The organism is Streptomyces lydicamycinicus, assembly GCF_000829715.2.
GTDB classification, from domain to species: Bacteria; Actinomycetota; Actinomycetes; order Streptomycetales; family Streptomycetaceae; genus Streptomyces; species Streptomyces lydicamycinicus.
This window is the reverse complement of record NZ_BBNO01000007.1, coordinates 225,842-242,644: the sequence shown is the minus strand read 5'-3', so window position 1 is coordinate 242,644 and position 16,803 is coordinate 225,842. Positions and strand designations below refer to the sequence as shown.

11 protein-coding genes are annotated in these 16,803 nt (G+C 71.8%); 3 read left to right on the top strand and 8 right to left on the bottom strand.

All coding sequences use genetic code 11. From position 1 onward, the window contains the following. Positions 1 to 41: 41 nt before the first annotated feature. Genes TU31_RS23545 through TU31_RS23530 form a run of 4 tightly spaced genes read right to left on the bottom strand, consistent with a single transcriptional unit; the run spans position 42 to position 5,437 of the window. Positions 42 to 1,865, bottom strand: a complete 1,824-nt coding sequence (locus tag TU31_RS23545; RefSeq protein ID WP_219819215.1) for an alpha/beta hydrolase family protein — start codon at positions 1,863 to 1,865, stop codon at positions 42 to 44. Then, a complete protein-coding gene (locus TU31_RS23540; protein ID WP_042158041.1) occupies positions 1,858 to 3,093 on the bottom strand; it encodes an MFS transporter in 1,236 nt (411 codons plus the stop codon). The genes TU31_RS23545 and TU31_RS23540 overlap by 8 nt, the downstream gene beginning before the upstream one ends. Then, entirely contained in the window at positions 3,090 to 4,256 is a 1,167-nt protein-coding gene (locus tag TU31_RS23535; RefSeq protein WP_042158039.1) for a cytochrome P450, read from the bottom strand. The genes TU31_RS23540 and TU31_RS23535 overlap by 4 nt, the downstream gene beginning before the upstream one ends. Positions 4,257 to 4,267: 11 nt before the next feature. Then, on the bottom strand, positions 4,268 to 5,437 hold the full coding sequence (locus tag TU31_RS23530) for a cytochrome P450 (protein WP_042158038.1): 1,170 nt from the start codon (positions 5,435 to 5,437) through the stop codon (positions 4,268 to 4,270). An 850-nt stretch (positions 5,438 to 6,287) separates the two neighbouring features. Between TU31_RS23530 and TU31_RS23525 the strand changes: the two genes are divergently transcribed. Further along, positions 6,288 to 7,940, top strand: coding sequence for an APC family permease (locus tag TU31_RS23525; protein ID WP_052719025.1), 1,653 nt, complete (start codon positions 6,288 to 6,290; stop codon positions 7,938 to 7,940). A gap of 261 nt (positions 7,941 to 8,201) precedes the next feature. Here TU31_RS23525 and TU31_RS23520 read toward each other — a convergent pair whose 3' ends face one another. The 3 genes from TU31_RS23520 to TU31_RS23510 all read right to left on the bottom strand — a co-directional run bounded on the left by TU31_RS23520 (position 8,202) and on the right by TU31_RS23510 (position 13,120). Beyond that, on the bottom strand, positions 8,202 to 9,383 hold the full coding sequence (locus tag TU31_RS23520) for a hypothetical protein (protein ID WP_042158037.1): 1,182 nt from the start codon (positions 9,381 to 9,383) through the stop codon (positions 8,202 to 8,204). A 46-nt stretch (positions 9,384 to 9,429) separates the two neighbouring features. Further along, a complete protein-coding gene (locus tag TU31_RS23515) occupies positions 9,430 to 10,236 on the bottom strand; it encodes a dioxygenase family protein (protein WP_052719024.1) in 807 nt (268 codons plus the stop codon). Between the two features lie 235 nt (positions 10,237 to 10,471). Next, positions 10,472 to 13,120, bottom strand: a complete 2,649-nt coding sequence (locus TU31_RS23510) for a LuxR C-terminal-related transcriptional regulator (RefSeq protein ID WP_052719023.1) — start codon at positions 13,118 to 13,120, stop codon at positions 10,472 to 10,474. Positions 13,121 to 13,324: 204 nt separating this feature from the next. Here TU31_RS23510 and tsaD point away from each other — a divergent pair, with 204 nt between their 5' ends. Together tsaD and TU31_RS23500 are read left to right on the top strand one after the other, a co-directional pair. Continuing rightward, positions 13,325 to 14,452, top strand: coding sequence for a tRNA (adenosine(37)-N6)-threonylcarbamoyltransferase complex transferase subunit TsaD (gene tsaD / locus TU31_RS23505; protein ID WP_078885921.1), 1,128 nt, complete (start codon positions 13,325 to 13,327; stop codon positions 14,450 to 14,452). A 15-nt stretch (positions 14,453 to 14,467) separates the two neighbouring features. Continuing rightward, the gene (locus TU31_RS23500) at positions 14,468 to 15,226 is read left to right on the top strand and encodes a DUF2470 domain-containing protein (protein ID WP_042158036.1); all 759 of its coding nucleotides are present in this window, start codon (positions 14,468 to 14,470) and stop codon (positions 15,224 to 15,226) included. 85 nt (positions 15,227 to 15,311) lie between these two features. Here TU31_RS23500 and TU31_RS23495 read toward each other — a convergent pair whose 3' ends face one another. Next, positions 15,312 to 16,445 carry a hypothetical protein gene (locus TU31_RS23495; protein WP_158894632.1) on the bottom strand — a complete coding sequence of 378 codons (1,134 nt, stop codon included), beginning with the start codon at positions 16,443 to 16,445 and terminating at the stop codon, positions 15,312 to 15,314. Positions 16,446 to 16,803: the final 358 nt, after the last annotated feature.

Genomic DNA, 16,803 nt, shown 5'->3' with positions numbered 1-16,803 from the left:
CGCTTCTTCCGCGCGATGGAGAGGGACTTCCCGAGGGGGTCCTATGACGGCAGGTGAGCGCGGGCAAACGCGATCGTCGCCCCGATCTGTTTGATGCGTTCGTCGGCGACGAGGGAGCCGTGTCCCGCGTCGTAGCGGTATACCTCGTGTTGCTTGCCCAGTGCGGCCAGGCGGTTGACGTAGTTGTCGATCTGGCGGATCGGGCAGCGGGGGTCGTTCTCGCCCGCGATCACCAGGACCGGTGCGGTGACGCGGTCCGCGTAGGTGAGGGGGGAGGACGCCCGGTACCGCTCGGGTACTTCGTCGGGGGATCCGCCGAAGAGGGAGCGGTCGTACGCGCGCAGGGCCTCCATTTCGTCCTCGTAGGCGGCGAAGTAGTCCGCGACCGGCATGGTGCTGATACCGACAGCCCAGTTGTCCGGGCGGGTGCCGAGGCCCAGCAGGGTGAGGTAGCCGCCCCATGAACGGCCGGACAGGACGAGGCGCTTGGGGGCGGCGAGGCCGCTGGTGACGGCCCATTCGCGGACGGCCTCGATGTCCTCCAGTTCGGTGAGGCCGGGGCGGCCCTCGATCGCGTCCCGCCATCGGGAGCCGTAGCCGGTGGAGCCCCGGTAGTTCACCTGGACGACTGCGAAGCCGTGGTCGACCCAGGCGGCGACCACGGGGTCGAAGGCGTCGTCGTCGTAACCGATCGGGCCGCCGTGTACCTCGAAGACGCACGGGAGCGGGCCGTCGGCCCCCGGGGGCCGGGAGACCAGCGCGTGGATGCGGCCCCCGGGGCCGTCGACCCAGGCGTCGGTCACCGGGACGGAGGGCGGGGCCGTCGGTCCCGGCGGGGCCAGTACGGTCCCGCCCGAGGTGGACCTGACGACCGGCGGGTGTGCGGCGCTCGACCAGACGAACTCCACGGTGCCGTCCGGACGTGTCCCGGCGCCCCTGATGACGCCCTTGGGGGTGTCCAGGCGGATCAGTTCGCCGGTCTCCGCGGTGCCCAGGTCCAGTCGGTAGAGCTCGTCGCGGGCGTGATGGGTATGCCAGATCAGCAGTGCCGAGCCGTCCTGGTACCAGGCGGCGCTGACCTCGCCGGGCAGGTCGAGTGCGATCTCGCGCTGTTCGCCGGTGGCGACGTCCAGGATCATGGGCTCGGGCCGGCGGTGGCGCTCGTGCTCGATGAGCAGCCTGTTGTCGCCGGGGACCGGGGAGAACGCCATACCGCCGAGGCCCTTGCCCGGGCCGTCCCAGATCCCGCCGAGGCCGCGCCCCTCGCCGTCCCACAGGTCGGCAACCACCGTGCCGTCCAGGTTCAGTACGCGCACCGCCTTGTGCCGGCTGTCGCCGTGTTCGCTGTGGCCGATCGCGACGAGGGTGTCGTCGGCGGACAGGGCCCCCACGTGGGCGTCCGAGGGGTGGGTGTAGAGCGTCCGGGGTGCGGTTTCCGGGCGGCAGACATGGATGGTGGTGCCGCCGGTCATGGTGGTGCCGATGACGGCGAGGCCGTTCCCGCCGAGGGCCAGTCCGGCCTGGTGGGCGGGGCCCAGAGCGGGCACGGCGGGTTCGTCGTGGTCACCGCCGAACGGTCGGCGCATCCAGACGCCACGTTCGTCCCCGTCGGTATCGGCGAACCACCACACCCAGGCGCCGGCCGGGTCGAGGAAGCCCAGGGCGGTGCCGTGGGGGCGGTCGGTGAGCCTGCGGCGTGTGTCACTGGCCCGGTCCCACTCGTACAACTCCCATGTACCGGTGGCGTTCGACCGGTAGACACAGCGGTCGGGGGCGTCGCGGGCCCAGCGGGGCACCGTCACATGGGCGACTCCGATGCGTGCCTTCCACCGCTCCTCATCGACCCCGTCACCCGTCTCAGCCACTGACGACTCCGTCCGCACTCCTGGAACTCCACTTCTCGGTGTCGAACACCGCGCCTCGCAGCAGCAGGAGGACGGCGAACAGGCCGGCCACCGCCCCCGCGCAGATCACGGCGCTCGGACTGAACAGCTCGGCCACCGCGCCACCCGCGGCGAAGCCGAGCCCCTGCCAGAACATGAGCCCGGCCGTCTGGAGGCTGAGCGTCCTGGCCCGCAGTTCCTCGGGCACCACCTGGAGCAGCAGCCGGTCCTGGCCGAGCTGGGTGCAAAACCCCAGGCCGCACACGAACAGCACAGCGATCGCGGGCACCAGGCCGGGGCGGAGCGCGAAGAGGAGCATCGGCACGAACACCAGCAGGGCGGCCGGCCCGATCATGCGGATCTGCCGTGCCTTCGGGACCAGCCAGTTGGTGAGGACCTCGCCGGCCACGGTCCCCAGCGGGATCGCGGTGAGCAGCAGGCCCGCGGCGGTCGCCCCGCCCCCGAGCCCGGCGGTGTACGGCACCGCCAGGGCCTCCGGTATCACTCCCAGTGCGGGGACCGCCCAGCCGAGGAGCAGTGTGCGGCGTACGGCCGGAACCCGCATCACCGCGCCGATCCCGTTGAGGGAGTCGCGCAGCAGGGAGGTCCGCCCGGTGGTGCCGTCGTCGGGGTGCAGCCTGCGTTCCTTGGTCCCCAGCCGCAGCACGAGGGCCGAGAAGAGGAAGCAGCCCGCGTTGATGAGCAGCATCACCTGCGGCGAGAAGGCCGCCATCAGCAGGCCGCCGACCGCGAATCCGCCCAGCTGCGCGCCCTGGGCGACCAGCCGCATGAGGCTGCGGCCCGGCACGTAGGCGTCCCCGGGGAGCACGTCGGGCAGGGTGGCCGCGCGGGCGCCGGAGAACACCGGCTCGATCAGGCCGAGGGCGAAGGCCAGCGCCAGTACGGCGGCCACCGGGGTGCCGGCCAGCGAGATGACGAGGACGAGCGCCGCGGAGAGCAGATTGCAGCAGACCAGCAGGCGCCGGGCCGGGAGCCGGTCGATGAGTGCGGACAGCAGGGTGCCCGCGATCAGATGTGGTGCGAGGACCAGTGCGAAGACCAGTGCGGACAGCAGCGACGAGCCGGTGCGGGAGTAGACGAGCATGGCCAGCGCGAAATTCGCGGTGACCGCTCCCACCATGGAGACGACATGTGCCGTGAAGATCGCCCGGAATTCGCGGATGCCCAGCGCAGTGCGGTACCTGCTCATTTACCGATTTCCAGGGGCAGTTCTGCGAGGGTGCGGACGGTGGCGAGTTTCTTGTGTACGGCGGGCCCGGCCGGCTTGAGAGTGGTGCCGCGCTCCACCAGTACGGTCAGCAACTCACGCAGGAGCAGATGGGCGAGCAGCGATCCGGTGCAGGCATGGGCGCCGTAGCCGAAGGTGAGATGGTGGTTCGGCCACCGGTTGAGCCGTACGGTGTCGGGGGCGTCGAATTGCTCGGGGTCGCGGTTGGCGGCGGCGAAGAGCATCAGCATTCCCTGGCCGCGGCGTACCTGTACACCGTTGAATTCGATGTCCCGGACGGCCAGGCGGGTGGTTCCCTGGATGGGGGCCTCGTAACGGAAGAACTCATGAGGCGCCCGGTCGATCGCCTCGGGGCTGCCGAGCTGATCGGCCAGGAGGCTCGGATCCCTGGACAGCACGTTCAGCGCGTTGCCGAGCGAGGCCGGTACGGCGGTGAATCCGTTGACGACCAGGGTGCGCAGCGAGTTCATCGCGATATGGCGTGGCACACCGGCGGCCATGGCATGGGCCACCAGTTCGCGGATGGGGTGGCCCGCGTCCATCCCGGTCACCCAGTCCTCGATCATCGCGGCCAGTTGACGCTGTGCCGCGACGCCCGGCTCCCTGGCTGCCGGGTTGAGGCCGGAGTCCATGGCCTGGGTGATGGCCTCCGCCATCGGCCGGACGGTGGTCAGATCGAAGGGGGGAACTCCGATGGCCTCGGGGATGAACCAGCGTGCCAGCGGCTCGGTGAATTCGGTGATCGCGTTGAAGGGCCCGGCCGGCCGCTCGTCGAGCATGGCCGCGATGTGGTCCCTGGTGCGGGCGGCGAGGCCGTCCGAAGCCATGTCCCGCAGTGAGTCGGCGAGTACTCCGTAGATCGCGGTGTGGTCGGGCGGGTCGATGGTGTGGACGTCCAGCGCGGGGTCGGGGACGGTCTCGCCCGCCCGCCGCCAGTCGGCCGCGAAGTTCTCGTGATCCAGGAGGACTTGACGGCAGTCCCGGTACGAGGTGAGCACCCAGCTGTCGAGCTTCTGGTTCCACACGGGTGCGCCGGTCGCCCGCAGGGACGCGTACACCGGGTACGGGTCGAGCAGGGTGTGCGGGTCGAGTGGGTGGTATTCGACTGCGGCGTCAGTGGTCATGGCTCTCACTCTCAGCGTTCGGGCTCAGCGTTCTGGAACGTGACGGGCAGCCGGTCCGGGTAGCGCAGGGTGGCACGCGGCACCCTGACGGGCGGGGCGGCGAGTCGCGGGGGCGCGGGTGCGTCCAGCAGCTGCTGGACGAGGGCCCTGATGATGATCCGGGCGAGGAGGGCGCCCGAGCAGGCATGCGGGCCCCAGCCCAGGGAGAGATGCCGGTTGGGGTGCCGGTCCAGCAGCAACTCGTCGGGGGACGCGAACCGTTCGGGGTCGCGGTTGGCGGCGCCGAAGAGCGCCAGCACCAGCTGGCCGCGCTCCACGGTGACGCCGTCGATCTTGGTGGTGTCGACGCAGGCGCGGGTGGTGCCCTGAACCGGGCCGTCGTAACGGAGGAGTTCCTCCACTCCGGAGTCCAGCAGGGCCGGGTCACGCAGGCGTTCCAGCGCGCCGGGATGTTCGAGGAGGGCGAGCACGGCGTTGGCGGCCGCGCCGACGGTGGTACTGAATCCGGCCAGGAAGAGTACGCGGACGTTGTTCCACACCGCGTCTTCCGTGACGCCCGCGGCGCCCGCGCCGTGGAGGACCTGGGTGAGCAGGCCCGGCCTGCGGTGGGCGGTGAACCACTCGGCCATGAGCTCGTTGATCCGGCCTCGGGCCGCCATCGCCGGTTCCAGTACCTCCGGCAGCAGGCCCGCGTCCATGCCCCGTACGAGCGCGTCGGACAGCTCGGCGAAAGCGGCGACCGGCGGGGGGTCCACACCGAGCAGACGGCATACCGCCTGGAGCGCCACCGGGCGGGCCACTTCGGCGGTGAAGTCGAAGGAGGGCGCATCGGCCAGCTGCTCGAAGACCACGGCGGTGTCCCGCACCGCGAAGGCCGCTATCGCATCGAGATCCTGGTCGCGTAAGGCCGTGGTGAACAGCCGGCGGACCGGTGTGTGGTCGGGCGGGTCGAGTTCCTGCATGCTCAGGGCCGCGGTGGGTGGCGCCTCATGCCCCGCCCTGCGCCAGTCGCTGGCGAATACGTCCACATCGCTGAGCACGCTGTGACAATCCGAGTAGCGCGTCACGATCCACGAGCCGAAACGCTCACTCCAAAACACCGGCGAATTCTTCCGCAGCCGCTCATAGACGGGATAAGGATCGGCCACCGTGGCCGCGTCAAGCGGATCGTAGTCAGACACATTCCGTCCTGAGCGAGTGAGAGGAACACGAGGGCTACGTAAATCAAAAGTCGCGCGGGCCGGGGTCCAGTGACCCCGGCCGACGCCTCATATACCTCAGTACGCGTAACGCATAATGGCACCCCCTTGCCGTAGCGCGACGGCCCGTTGAAACGGAATCCAGAAATCCGCGAAGGGGAATCAGAATTTCCGCTCTCAAGGCCAACCGGCGAACTCCCGCCGGACACCAGGACTCTATTCACACGGGAATTCGTCGCACGAGCCGCCCGACATGGCCGAAATGGCGGGTTGTTGAAGTAGGGGCGACTTTGAGCCTTCGGCAAAACCCCCCAAAGGGTGCACATCAACGCCGAAACGTGACTCACATCACGGGGCTAGGTGGCGTTTCTCGGCCACTGAGGCCGAATAGCGCTTACGGAATGAGGAATTCGGCCAGGGAAATACTTCGGTTTACTGATCTCCGCGACCGTACGGCGGTTGCCCCTCGAAGCCCCCGGCGACGGCCCCGTCGTCAGCCCGGCGGGACCCGCCGTCACAGTGATGTCGCACCGGGCCCGCGCGATGACGCCCCCCACCCACGGACAAACGCCCCCTCCACCCCTAGCTGTGACGCGTCTCATGCGGTGATCTCCCGGGCCGCCGATGAGTGGCGGGCGGGAAGTGAACGGGCCGTAGGTGCGGGGCTGTTGGTGCCGGGGACGTGGTCCGGCGGGGCCGGGCCGCGGGGTGTTCCGGCAGCTCAGCGGGCGTTCGCGCGGTGTGGCCGGAAATAAGGTGGTCGGCGGCAGACGAGAGCGGCCCCGCCGATAGTGCGGGGGTATGCGCACCACCAGGACGGACAACACTTCCCATGGATATGAGCGCCGGCGAGCGCAAGGGGCTCAGCCTCTTCGCCCTCATCATGATCGGCATCGGTTCGATCTTCGGCTCCGGCTGGCTCTTCGGGGCCGGCTCCGCTGCCCAGGTGGCGGGCCCCGCGGCGCTGGTCGCCTGGGTGATCGGCGTCATCTTCATCGGGATGATCGCGATGTCGTACGCGGAGGTCGGTTCCGCCTACCCGATCCCCGGCGGCATGGCCCGCTACGGGCACCTCTCGCACGGGCCGGTGCTCGGTTTCCTGACCGGCTGGGCGGTCTGGATCGCGACCGCCTCGCTGATTCCGATCGAGTCGATCGCGGCCACCCAGTACATGACGTCCTGGAGCTTCGGCTGGGCGAAGGGCCTGGTCGATCCGGCCACCCATCAGCTGACCCTCTCCGGCACGGTGGTGTCGCTGATCCTGACCCTCGCGCTCTGGCTGACCTGCTTCTGGTCGGTCCAGCTGCTGGCCCGCGCCAACACCGTGCTCACCCTGGTCAAGTTCGCCATCCCGGTGCTGGCGGTGCTCGCCCTGGTCGGGTCCGGCTTCCACACCTCGAACTTCACCGACCACGGCGGCTTCGCCCCGTACGGCTGGCCGGCCGTGCTCACCGCCGTCACCACCTGCGGTGTGGTCTTCGCCTTCAACGGCTTCCAGGCCGTGGTCAACCTCGGCGGGGCCGCGAAGAACCCGGGCCGGGCCATCCCGGTCGCGCTGATCGGTGCGCTCGCGCTGGGCCTGGTGATCTATTCGGCGCTCCAGGTCGCGTACCTGGGGTCGGTGCCGCCCGAGCTGCTGGAGCGGGCCGGCGGGTGGCAGGGCGTGAACCTCAACTCGCCGTTCGCCGACCTGGCGGGGCTGTTGATGCTGCACTGGGTGGTCACCATGCTCCAGTTCGGCGCGTTCATCTCGCCGGCCGGGTCCAACATCGCCAATGTCGCCTCGGCCGCGTACATGGTCACCAACCTCGCCGAGACCGGATTCTTCCCCCGGAAGCTGGCGGCCGTGCACCCCCGCTACGGCACCGCCCGCCCCGCGATGTGGCTCAACCTCGCCTTCTCCGTCGTGCTGCTGCTCACCGTCGGCCGCAGCTGGCAGGCGCTGGCCGGAGTGGTGTCGGCGGCCATGGTCATCTCGTATCTGATCGGCCCGATCGCGGTCGGCGTGCTGCGGCGCACCCGCCCGGAGCTGCCCCGTCCGTTCCGGCTGCCGGCCGCCGGGGTGCTGTGCCCGGTCACCTTCGCCTTCGCCGCCTGCGCGCTGTACTGGTCGAAGTGGCCGGAGACCGGAAAGATCACCGTGCTGACGCTGGTGGCCGCACCGGTCGCGGCCCTGGTGCTGTGGCGCCGGGGCGAGCGGCAGCTGCTGCGGCAGTTCGCGCCGGCCTGGTGGATGATCGCCTTCCTGGTGTGGACGGCCACGGTGTCCGCCCTGGGCGGCGAGGAGTTCGGCGGCCGGGGCGTCCTCCCCGGCGTACTCGGCACCGCCCTGATCGCGGTCACCGCCCCGGTCTTCTACTTCTGGGCCGTCCGCTCCGGGGTCAAGGCCCACGCACGCGGCCTGACCAGCGCTCCGACCCCCACGGAAGCCGACCCGGCCGCCGTTGCCACCCCCGACGACGCCCGCCCGATGGCCTCCGTCTGAGGCCACCACGCCGGGTCCGGGGCACGCTCGGGCCCGGCGTATCTCCTCTGAGCGCCGGTCCGGCCGTCCGTCACCGGCATGCGCCCCCTGATCGACGATGGCGTCGTCGTGAAGAACGCGCACGAAAGACCATCGAGCCGGACAACGGACTCCATGGACGGAACATGTCCTGGTCCGAGGGGAAGGCGGGCAGTGCGGTCTGACGGCCGGCGGTCCGGACCACCAGCCGTCAGCGTTCCGTCCTCTTCCCACGACCGCGGGCTACTTGCCGGACGTCCCCGAGAAGCGGGTGATGGCCGGGACGAGGTCGCCGTGTGTGGCGATGCCCGCGGCCCACAGCCGGGAGCTCTTCGGGACGGTCGTGAATCCGCGGACGACGATGCCTGGGCCGGTGGTCTGCTGCCACCGTTCGGCCGGTGCGTTCCATCGCAGGGCCACGGGGGCGCTCCCTTTCCCGCCCACCGCCCGCAGCGTGCCGTCCGCGGCCCGGCCCACGGCGCGCAGCCGGCCGTCCGGGACGTCGGGAGTCGTGGTCGTGGTCCACTTCGTGCCGTCCCAGTGGACCGCGTACGGGCGCTCGGAGCCGCCTGTCGCACTGCCTCCGACCGCCCAGATGTCATCGGCACCGAGCGCGGTGACGCCGGTCAGCCACTGGTGGGCGCCTGCCGGACCGGGAGCGGTGATCTTCTTCCAGGCGGTGCCGTCCCAGTGCAGCAACAGAGCGGTCTGTGGCGTCTTCTCGTCCGCGGTGTACGACGTGCCCACGGCCCATACGTCATCGGCGGCGACGACGGTCACTCCGCTCAGCTCGCCGGTGCCCACGTCGGGCAAGGTCTGTCGCTTCCACGACGTGCCGTCCCACAGCTGGACGGCCGGCACGCCGTCCTTGACCGAGCGGGACATGGCCCGCCCCACCGTCCATGCCCGACCGCCGGGCGCGCTCGCCACGGCGTCCGGGACGACCCGGCCCGCCGGATCCCGGTCCAGGGGACGGGTGGTCCAGGTGCTGCCGTCCCAGTGCTCCGTCGCGGAACCGACCGCCCAGATGTCGTCGGCCGACCGGACGGCGAGGGCCTGCGGAAAGCTGTTCGCCGGCAGCGTGGATTCCTGCCTCCAGGTGGTGCCGTTCCAGCGCAGGGCGACCGCTTCGAGGGCGGTGGCGCTCTTCAGCCGGTAGCCCACGGCCCAGGCCTGGGTGTCACTGAGTGCGGCGATGGCGGTCAGGTCGCCCTTCGCCACGGGTACCGGTGTGCGCTGCCACGTGCCGGCGTGCACGACGGCCCCTACGGGTGTCGCGGGCGCGGCCGACGCGGCGGGGTCGCCGGCCAGGGCGGCCAGGCCGAGGGGCGCGGCGACAACGGCGGCGGCGAGCGCCACGAGCAGGGGCGCTCGGCGGCGCCTCGGCTCCCGTGCCGGGGTGGTGGAGGGGTGTGCGGGCGTCATGGGGTCCTCCGTCGGTGGGGAGTCATGGGCGGTGGGGGGCAGGGGCTCAGGCGGTGGTTTTGAGGACGAAGTCGAAGGTGCCGGAGTAGGCCGCGCCGGGCCGTGCGGTGAGTGCGATGGTGCAGGCGCGGTTGAGCAGCCGGTCCGCGGCGTTGAGGGCGGCGAAGTCCCGGCCGTACGCCTCGGTGTCGTCGGGGAAGTACAGCTGGGTGACCAGGACGGGGCTGCCCGGTGCCTGGACCTGGGTGTGGATATGCGGCGCCCGTTGTCCCCAACGGCCCCAGTAGTCACGGGGGATGATGGTCCGGAGCAGATAGGCGCCCCGGTTGTTGGTGTACTGATGGCCGCGGAGGGCGAATCCCGAGGTGTCGTAATCCCCGTTCTGGTCGCACTGCCAGAATTCGATGAGGGTGCCCGGCAGCGGGGTGCAGGAGGTGTCGTAGACGACGCCGGCGAGGTCGATCCGCACCCCCTGGGTACCGGGCGTGACGAGATCACCGCGCTCGGGGGAGGCGGGCTTGAAGAGCGGGCCTTCGACCGACGCCGGAGTCTCCTGGCCTGAACAGGCGGGCGTGACGGGCTTCGTGAGTCCTGCGGGGCGCACCCGTGACGGCTGCTTCGGCGTGGTGGCCGGTACGGTCTGCTGCGCCGAGGCGGCCGAGGTGGCCGCAACGCCGGCCGTTGCCGCCAGGGCGGCGGAGGTCACGCCCGCGGAGGTGGTCCTGAGGAACGCCCTTCGGGAGTTGCCCCGCTTGCCGTCCGTTGCGTCCGTGCCGTCCGGGACGCGCATGGCGTCCGGGCGCCGGGCGCCGCCGTGGGCGTCCGGCGCTTTCGCTTCGTCGTCGTACCGCATTGCGCCTCCAGGTGGAATCGGCGTCGAGCCGGGCATCGGCTCCAACTCGGTGGGCGGGGCTCCCCGTTGGGAAGGAAGCCGCAGGGTCCGGCAGCCCCGGAGCGCCCCGTTCCGCACAGTTTCCGGGGCCGCGCCGTTCCGTACACGGGTCGGATGACCGGTGACTTGCGCGCGTAACGAAACGGCGGGGCCGGGCCCCCTCGTCACTCATCAGCAGGCGCAGGACCGCAGGGCCTCACCGAGCGGGCCGGGGGTTCCGCCCAGTGATCCACAGGGCGATCTGCGTGCGGGTACGGAGCCCCGACTTGTCGCGGACCCGGTCGAGATGGCCGCCCACGGTGCTCGGGGACAGGCCCAGGTGCGTGGCGATCTGCCGGTTGGTCAGGCCCTCGGCGACCAGTCGGGCGACCGCCGCCTCACGTGCGGTCAACGCCGGCCCGGCGCCCGGGTATCCGTAGGGGTCCGCACCGCCGAGACCCTCGGGCGGGCCGGATACGCGTCCTTCGGCGTCGGAGGAGCGGTAGCCGTCTGCGGCGGCTTCGATGCCCGCGGATGCGCTGTCCGTACGGCGCAGGGCGTACCCGGTCAGCCGCTCTCCGCGCAGCCTTCGGCCGGCGGCCACGGCCCGGTCCGCGGTGGCCGGACGCAATCGCTCCCGCGCTCGTGCGGTGGCTGTGGTCACCTGCCGCTGCCAGTGCGGCTCGGGCTCCGTGTCGATCCGCCGTCGCATCTCCGAGGCCGCCGCACACAGCCGCAGTGCCCGTTCCGCCTCGCCTCGTCCGGCCGCCGCTATGGCGAGGCCCTCCAGCGGATACAGCGAGTGGTAGCTCTCCATGGGCGCCTGATGGAGCACCTCCACGAATAACTCCTCCGCGCCGCCGGTGTCGCCCTGGGCCAGCCGGACGGCACCGGCGGTGTGCAGTGCTGCTGTCAACTGCCCCGGAGGGGCCTCGGCGCGCAGCGTGGGCAGGCATTCGGCCATCAGCGCGTCGGACGCGGCCACCCTGCCCGTCTGGAGCTGCGCCCAGGCCAGGTGGTGCAGACACAGCGCGGTGTCCAGCGGGCGGGCGAGCGGGCGGACCACGTCGAGGCACTCGGCGAAGGCGGCGACCGCCTCGGCGAATTCGCCCCGGCACAGCCGGGCGGCCCCCAGTGCGTCCAGCGCATTGGCCGTCGCGGCGGGGCGGCGCTGTGTGCGGGCCACGGCGACCGCCTCCTCGGCGAAGGCGAGGGCGGCCCCGTGGTCTGCCTGGAGGCAGGCCGCACGGGTTGCCAGCGCCAGCGCCGCGCCCCGGGCCCCGCCGTCCCGGGCCCGGGCCAGCACTCCGGTCAGCAGGGCGCGGGCAAGTGTCAACTGTTCCTGGTGGTAGTGCAGTCGGGCCAGGGCGAGCGCGAGCGGGACATAACGGGGGTCGGGCCGGTCCGTGGTGTACGCGACGGCTGCCACGAGGTTCTCCCGTTCCATGACCGGCGGACGCACCGTGGCGTCGGCGAACACCGAACCGTGGTCCTCGGCCGCCTGGCCGGCCAGCCGGTCGAGCGCGCGGTGCCAGGTGGCGTGCAGCTCTCCCGCCTCGGTGAGCCGGTTCCTTCCGTAGGCGCGGATCGCGCTCAGCTGCCGGAAGCGGGCCGCGTGCGGTGCGTCACCGGGCACCCGGACGATCAAGGACTTGGCCTCCAGCGCGCAGAGCACCCGTAGCACCTGCCCGGAAGGCACCCCGGCGACCGGCGTCGCACCGTCGCCTGTCCCATCCACCGCATCGATGCCGAGTTCCGTACCGCCGGCACAGACCGCGGCCGCCCCGGCGGCGTCGAAGCCGCCTTCCAGCACCGACAGGCGCCGGAAGACGATCCGCTCCGCGGGGTCCAGCAGCCGATGGCTCCAGTCGATCGCCGCGCCGAGTTCGCGATGGCGGCCCGGTCCCGTCCGGCTGCCGTCGGTGAGCAGGCCGAGCTGGTCGTCCAGCCCGCGCAGAATGTCCGCCGGCGTCAGGGAACCGACCCTGCGGGCCGCGAGTTCGACGGCCAGCGGCAGGCCGTCCAGCCGCCGGCAGATCTCTGCCACGGTATGGGCGTTGCCGGGCCCCAGGGTGAAATCCGGGGCGCAGGTCCGGGCCCGCGCGACGAACAGCCGGACCGCCTCCACGGGCTGCTGCCCGTCCGCACCGGGCTCCTCGTCGTCGGGGGCCAGCGCGAGCACCCCCACGCGGAACACCACCTCGCCGGGCACCCGCAGCGCCTCCCGGCTGGTGGTGAGAATCCGCAGACCGGGGCAACGGCTGAGCAGGGTCGCGGCCAGCGTTGCGCCGGCCTCGATCACATGCTCGGCGTTGTCCAGCACGAGCAGCATGCGGCGGGTGCCCAGCGCGTGGACGAGCGCCTCGACGCCCACCCGGCCGCCGCGCTCGCCGATGCCGAGGGCGACGGCCACGGCCTGCGGCAGCAGCTCTCCGTCACGGAGCGAGGCCAGCTCGACCAGTTGGGCGCGTCCCGGGCGGCCGCTGCGCACCCGGCTCGCGAGCTCCAGCGCGAGCCGGGTCTTGCCGACCCCGCCGGGACCGACCAGGGTCAGCAGGCGGGATGAGCTCAACAGAGTGCGCAGGCGCACCAGTTCGCGTTCCCGTCCGACGAACTCGTCGAGCGGCTGCGGCATCCCGTGGCCCGGTCTGTCCGCCGTACCGTCCAGTGGCTCCCTCGCGTCTTGCCGACCGGCACTCTGCTTGCCGACGCCCTGACGGCCGGTGCGTTGCCGGAACGCGCGTTGCCGGCAGGCTCCGGAGCAGTAGCGGGCCGGCCGCCCGCCCCGGTTCTTGCCGTCCCGCGCGCGTGGGGTGGTGGAGCGCAGCTCGGTGCCGCACGTCTCACACGTCCGCGTGATGGTCACCTACCGCATCCTTCCGCAACTCCACGAACGGCCTGGAGCTGCCCTGACGAAAAAGCGCTTGGCGGAGCGGGCACGTGGGCTGATCGGCAGAGGCTCACCTATCCACCCGATAGGGCACGGACGAGAGGTCTCTTATTGCATATCCTTTGCAATAACTGAGCTGCGGCAATAGTAGGGGGCCGCGGTGCGCGAGAAGGGAACGGCATGCAGGGAACGCCCGTGGTGCTGGGCATCGAATCGTCCTGTGACGAAACAGGGGTGGGGCTGGTGCGTGACGGCCGGCTGCTGGGGCATGCGGTGGCGTCGAGCATGGAGGAGCACGCCCGGTTCGGCGGGGTGGTACCGGAGATCGCGGCCCGTGCCCATGTCCACGCGTTCACTCCGGTCGTGCACCGGGCGTTGACGGAGGCCGGGTTGCGGATGTCCGACATCGGGGCGGTCGCGGTGACGACCGGGCCGGGGCTCTCCGGCGCGCTTCAGGTCGGGCTGGCCGGTGCGAAGGGGCTGGCGTATGCGCTGGGCGTTCCGCTGTACGGCGTGCACCACTTGGCGGGGCATGTCGCCGCCGACACCTTGGCGCACGGGCCGCTGCCCGACCCCTGCGTGGTGCTGATCGTCTCCGGTGGCCACACCTCACTGCTGCTCGTCCGCGATCTGGCCCGCGATCCGATCACGCACCTCGGCGACACCCTCGACGACGCGGCGGGCGAGTGCTTCGACAAGGTCGCGCGGGTCTTCGGGCTGCCCTATCCCGGCGGGCCGGCCATCGACCGGGCGGCGCGCGAGGGCGACGCCCGCGCGGTCACCTTCCCCCGGCCGCTCACCGGGCCGCGTGATGATCCGTACGCCTTCTCGTTCTCCGGGCTGAAGACCGCCGCGGCCCGATGGACGGAGCGGCACCGAGGACAGGCCCTGCCGGTGGCCAACGGCGCCGCCGCGCTTCAGGAGGCGATCGCCGATGTGCTGACCCGTAAGGCGGTGGCCGCCTGCACCGCACACGGTGTCGGCACCCTCGTCGTGGTCGGCGGGGTCGCCGCCAACTCCCGGGTGCGGGCGCTGGCGGAGGAACGGTGCGCGGCGGCCGGCCTCACCCTGCGCGTCCCGCCGCTGAAGCTGTGCACCGACAACGGCGCGATGATCGCCGCCATCGGGGACCTCCTGGTCCGGGCGGGCGCCGCACCCGCGCCGCTCGATGTCTCGATCGACCCGTCGGCGCCCCTGGAGTACGCGGCACTCCACCCGGTCGCCCGGCCCCTCACGGGAGAGGCCGGGACCACGCCTGTCCGCCTCCCCACCGGACCACGGCGGACTGATAAGGTAAGCCTTACCTAACCTTCAGGAGTCTGTATGCGTATCTTCGGTGGTGCGGAGCGGCAGCCGACCAGCGCCGAAAGAGTCCGGGCGATCCTGGCCTCGGCGCACTCGATGACGATGGTGGCCGATGGCCGCAGCACCGAGGTGTCCCGCGGAGGCGGGCCGGGAGCGACACAGCACGTCCACCTGCACCCCTCCCCCGCGGATGCCGGCCTCACCGGCGCGGCCGGGGCGGGTGAACGGGTACCCGCCACCCTGAAGTTCACGGATGTCGCCCCGCTTCCGGTACGTGACCGGGTGCGCGCACGCGTCACCGTGCTGGGGTGGCTGACCTCCCAGGACAAGGCGGCCTCGCCCGCCGGTGACTGCATGGAGTTCGCCACCGCGGTGCTCGAAACGTCCATGTGCAAGGCCCGCATCGGTCTTGACGACTTGATGGCCGCCCCCGCGGACCCCTTGGCCACCTATGAAGCCGACATCCTCACCCACCTGGCCGAGGAGCACAGCCACTACATCCCGCTTCTGCTGCGACTGGTGGAGCCCCGCTTCCTGCAACTCATGGAACGTGTGGTGCCCCTGGCCATCGACCGCTACGGCATCAGCCTCCGCGTGGAGTACCCGCTCGGCCACCACGACGTACGGCTGCCCTTCCACAAGACGCTCACCGACGCCGGTCAATTCGGCATTCAGCTCCAGGCGCTGCTCACCACCGCCCGGCGCTGCTCACACGGCAGCCGGCTGCTCAGCGAAGGACGCGGGCCGGACGAGAACGCGATATCGCGCCGCGGCTGAACGGGCCGGGGCGCCCGGCGTCGGCTCGCTCGCCGGGCGCCCCGGTGTCACCTACGGCGCCGGAGGTCCGTGACCGGGACCGGCGTCAGGGCCGGTATGCCTGCCGCAGGGCGCAGGTCCAGATGACGGCACGGGTGGTCGACCCGGCATCGGCCGCGGAGCCACCGACGCGCTGGTCGTCGCTGACGGCGTACGCCTGGGAGGCGCCCTCCGGGGAAAGCCGGGGCAGCGCCAGCAGGGGGCCGGTGCCCGGCCATATCTGCGCCTGCTCCGGGGGCGCCGTCTCCGGCGGGAAGGGCCCGACCATGTGGCTGTCCGAGGCGGTGCCCACACTCACGTTGGTGGTGGGGCTGATGGCTTCGAAGGTGCCGCTGGTGCGCTCCCCGAGCAGCCCCGGTTCGCTCTCGGTCGTGTACGGGGGCCGCCACTGGGTGGGAGTCCGGGTGTCCAGCCGGGTGTAGTCGTGGGTGCCCACGATGCGTCCGGTGCGGTCGATGTCGCGGGGGTACCAGAAGTCGTAGGGCACTCCAGCGGGCCAGAACCGCTGGAGCGGTACGGCCGCGGCGCCCCTCCCGGCGGGCCAGACGAGGCCCGCCGACCACGATTCGTCGTCCTTGACGGCCTCACCGGAACCGGCGATCTGTCCTGCGTTGTTGAGGGCGGTCACCGAGGTCAGCGAGTATCCGGCCGGCGGCGCGAGCCGACGCCGGATCCGCGTGCCGTCCCATTCGAGGCCGATGAGGGCGCCGTCCTTGACCGCGTCACCGACGATCAGGCCCTGGTCGTTGACGTCCGCCGCGCGGGCCCCTTCCGGCAGCAGGGTCACCGCGCGTGCGCCGGCCCGGAAGCTGAAGGCGGCGGTACGGCCCGCGCCGCGCAGCGAACCGGCCATCAGCCCCTTCGCGTTGACCGCCGCGACCTCACCGCCGGTGAATCCGGCGGGCAGTGGTACGCGGTGGACCCGGGTCCCCGTCCAGTACACGGGCAGCCCGCGCGATGCCCCCACCGCCAGCGCTGTCGGCCCGAGTCCCTTGACCTGACTGTCGCCTGTACCCGGCAGAGAGGCCAGGACCTGGAGGGCGGGCCGGCAGTCCGCGGGCTTACGGGCGCCGTCGGTGGGCCGGCCCGACGAGGCGGGCGCCGGACTCGCCGTCAGCAGGGGCATGAGGAACGCGGTCGCGACCACCGCCACCGCGGCACGGATGGGTCTTCGCATCATGGTCTCCGTTTCCGAGAACACGGGAAGGGCCCCGTCGGCACCTCAATGAGCCAGTGCATGACGGGAAGGACCCGGCAACGCCGGACTGGAGCTGTTCGTTCGGTGCGCTCACGGGAGAGGCGGAGGCCGATCACCGGATCTCACGGCCGCGCGGAGCGGTTGCCCCTCCCCGGGCAGTCTTGGGCACGCCACGCACACGTCCGTGACGTACCGAGAACTCCCCCAACCTCCCTGGATGGGAGGTTTCCGCGGACCGGCCCCTTTCCTACCGCACCTGTGACCCGTCGGGACGACTCCGCCGCCCAATGGCCGGAACTCGTCCGGGAGTGTCCGGGTCCGTTCCGGGAGCGGCCGGCTC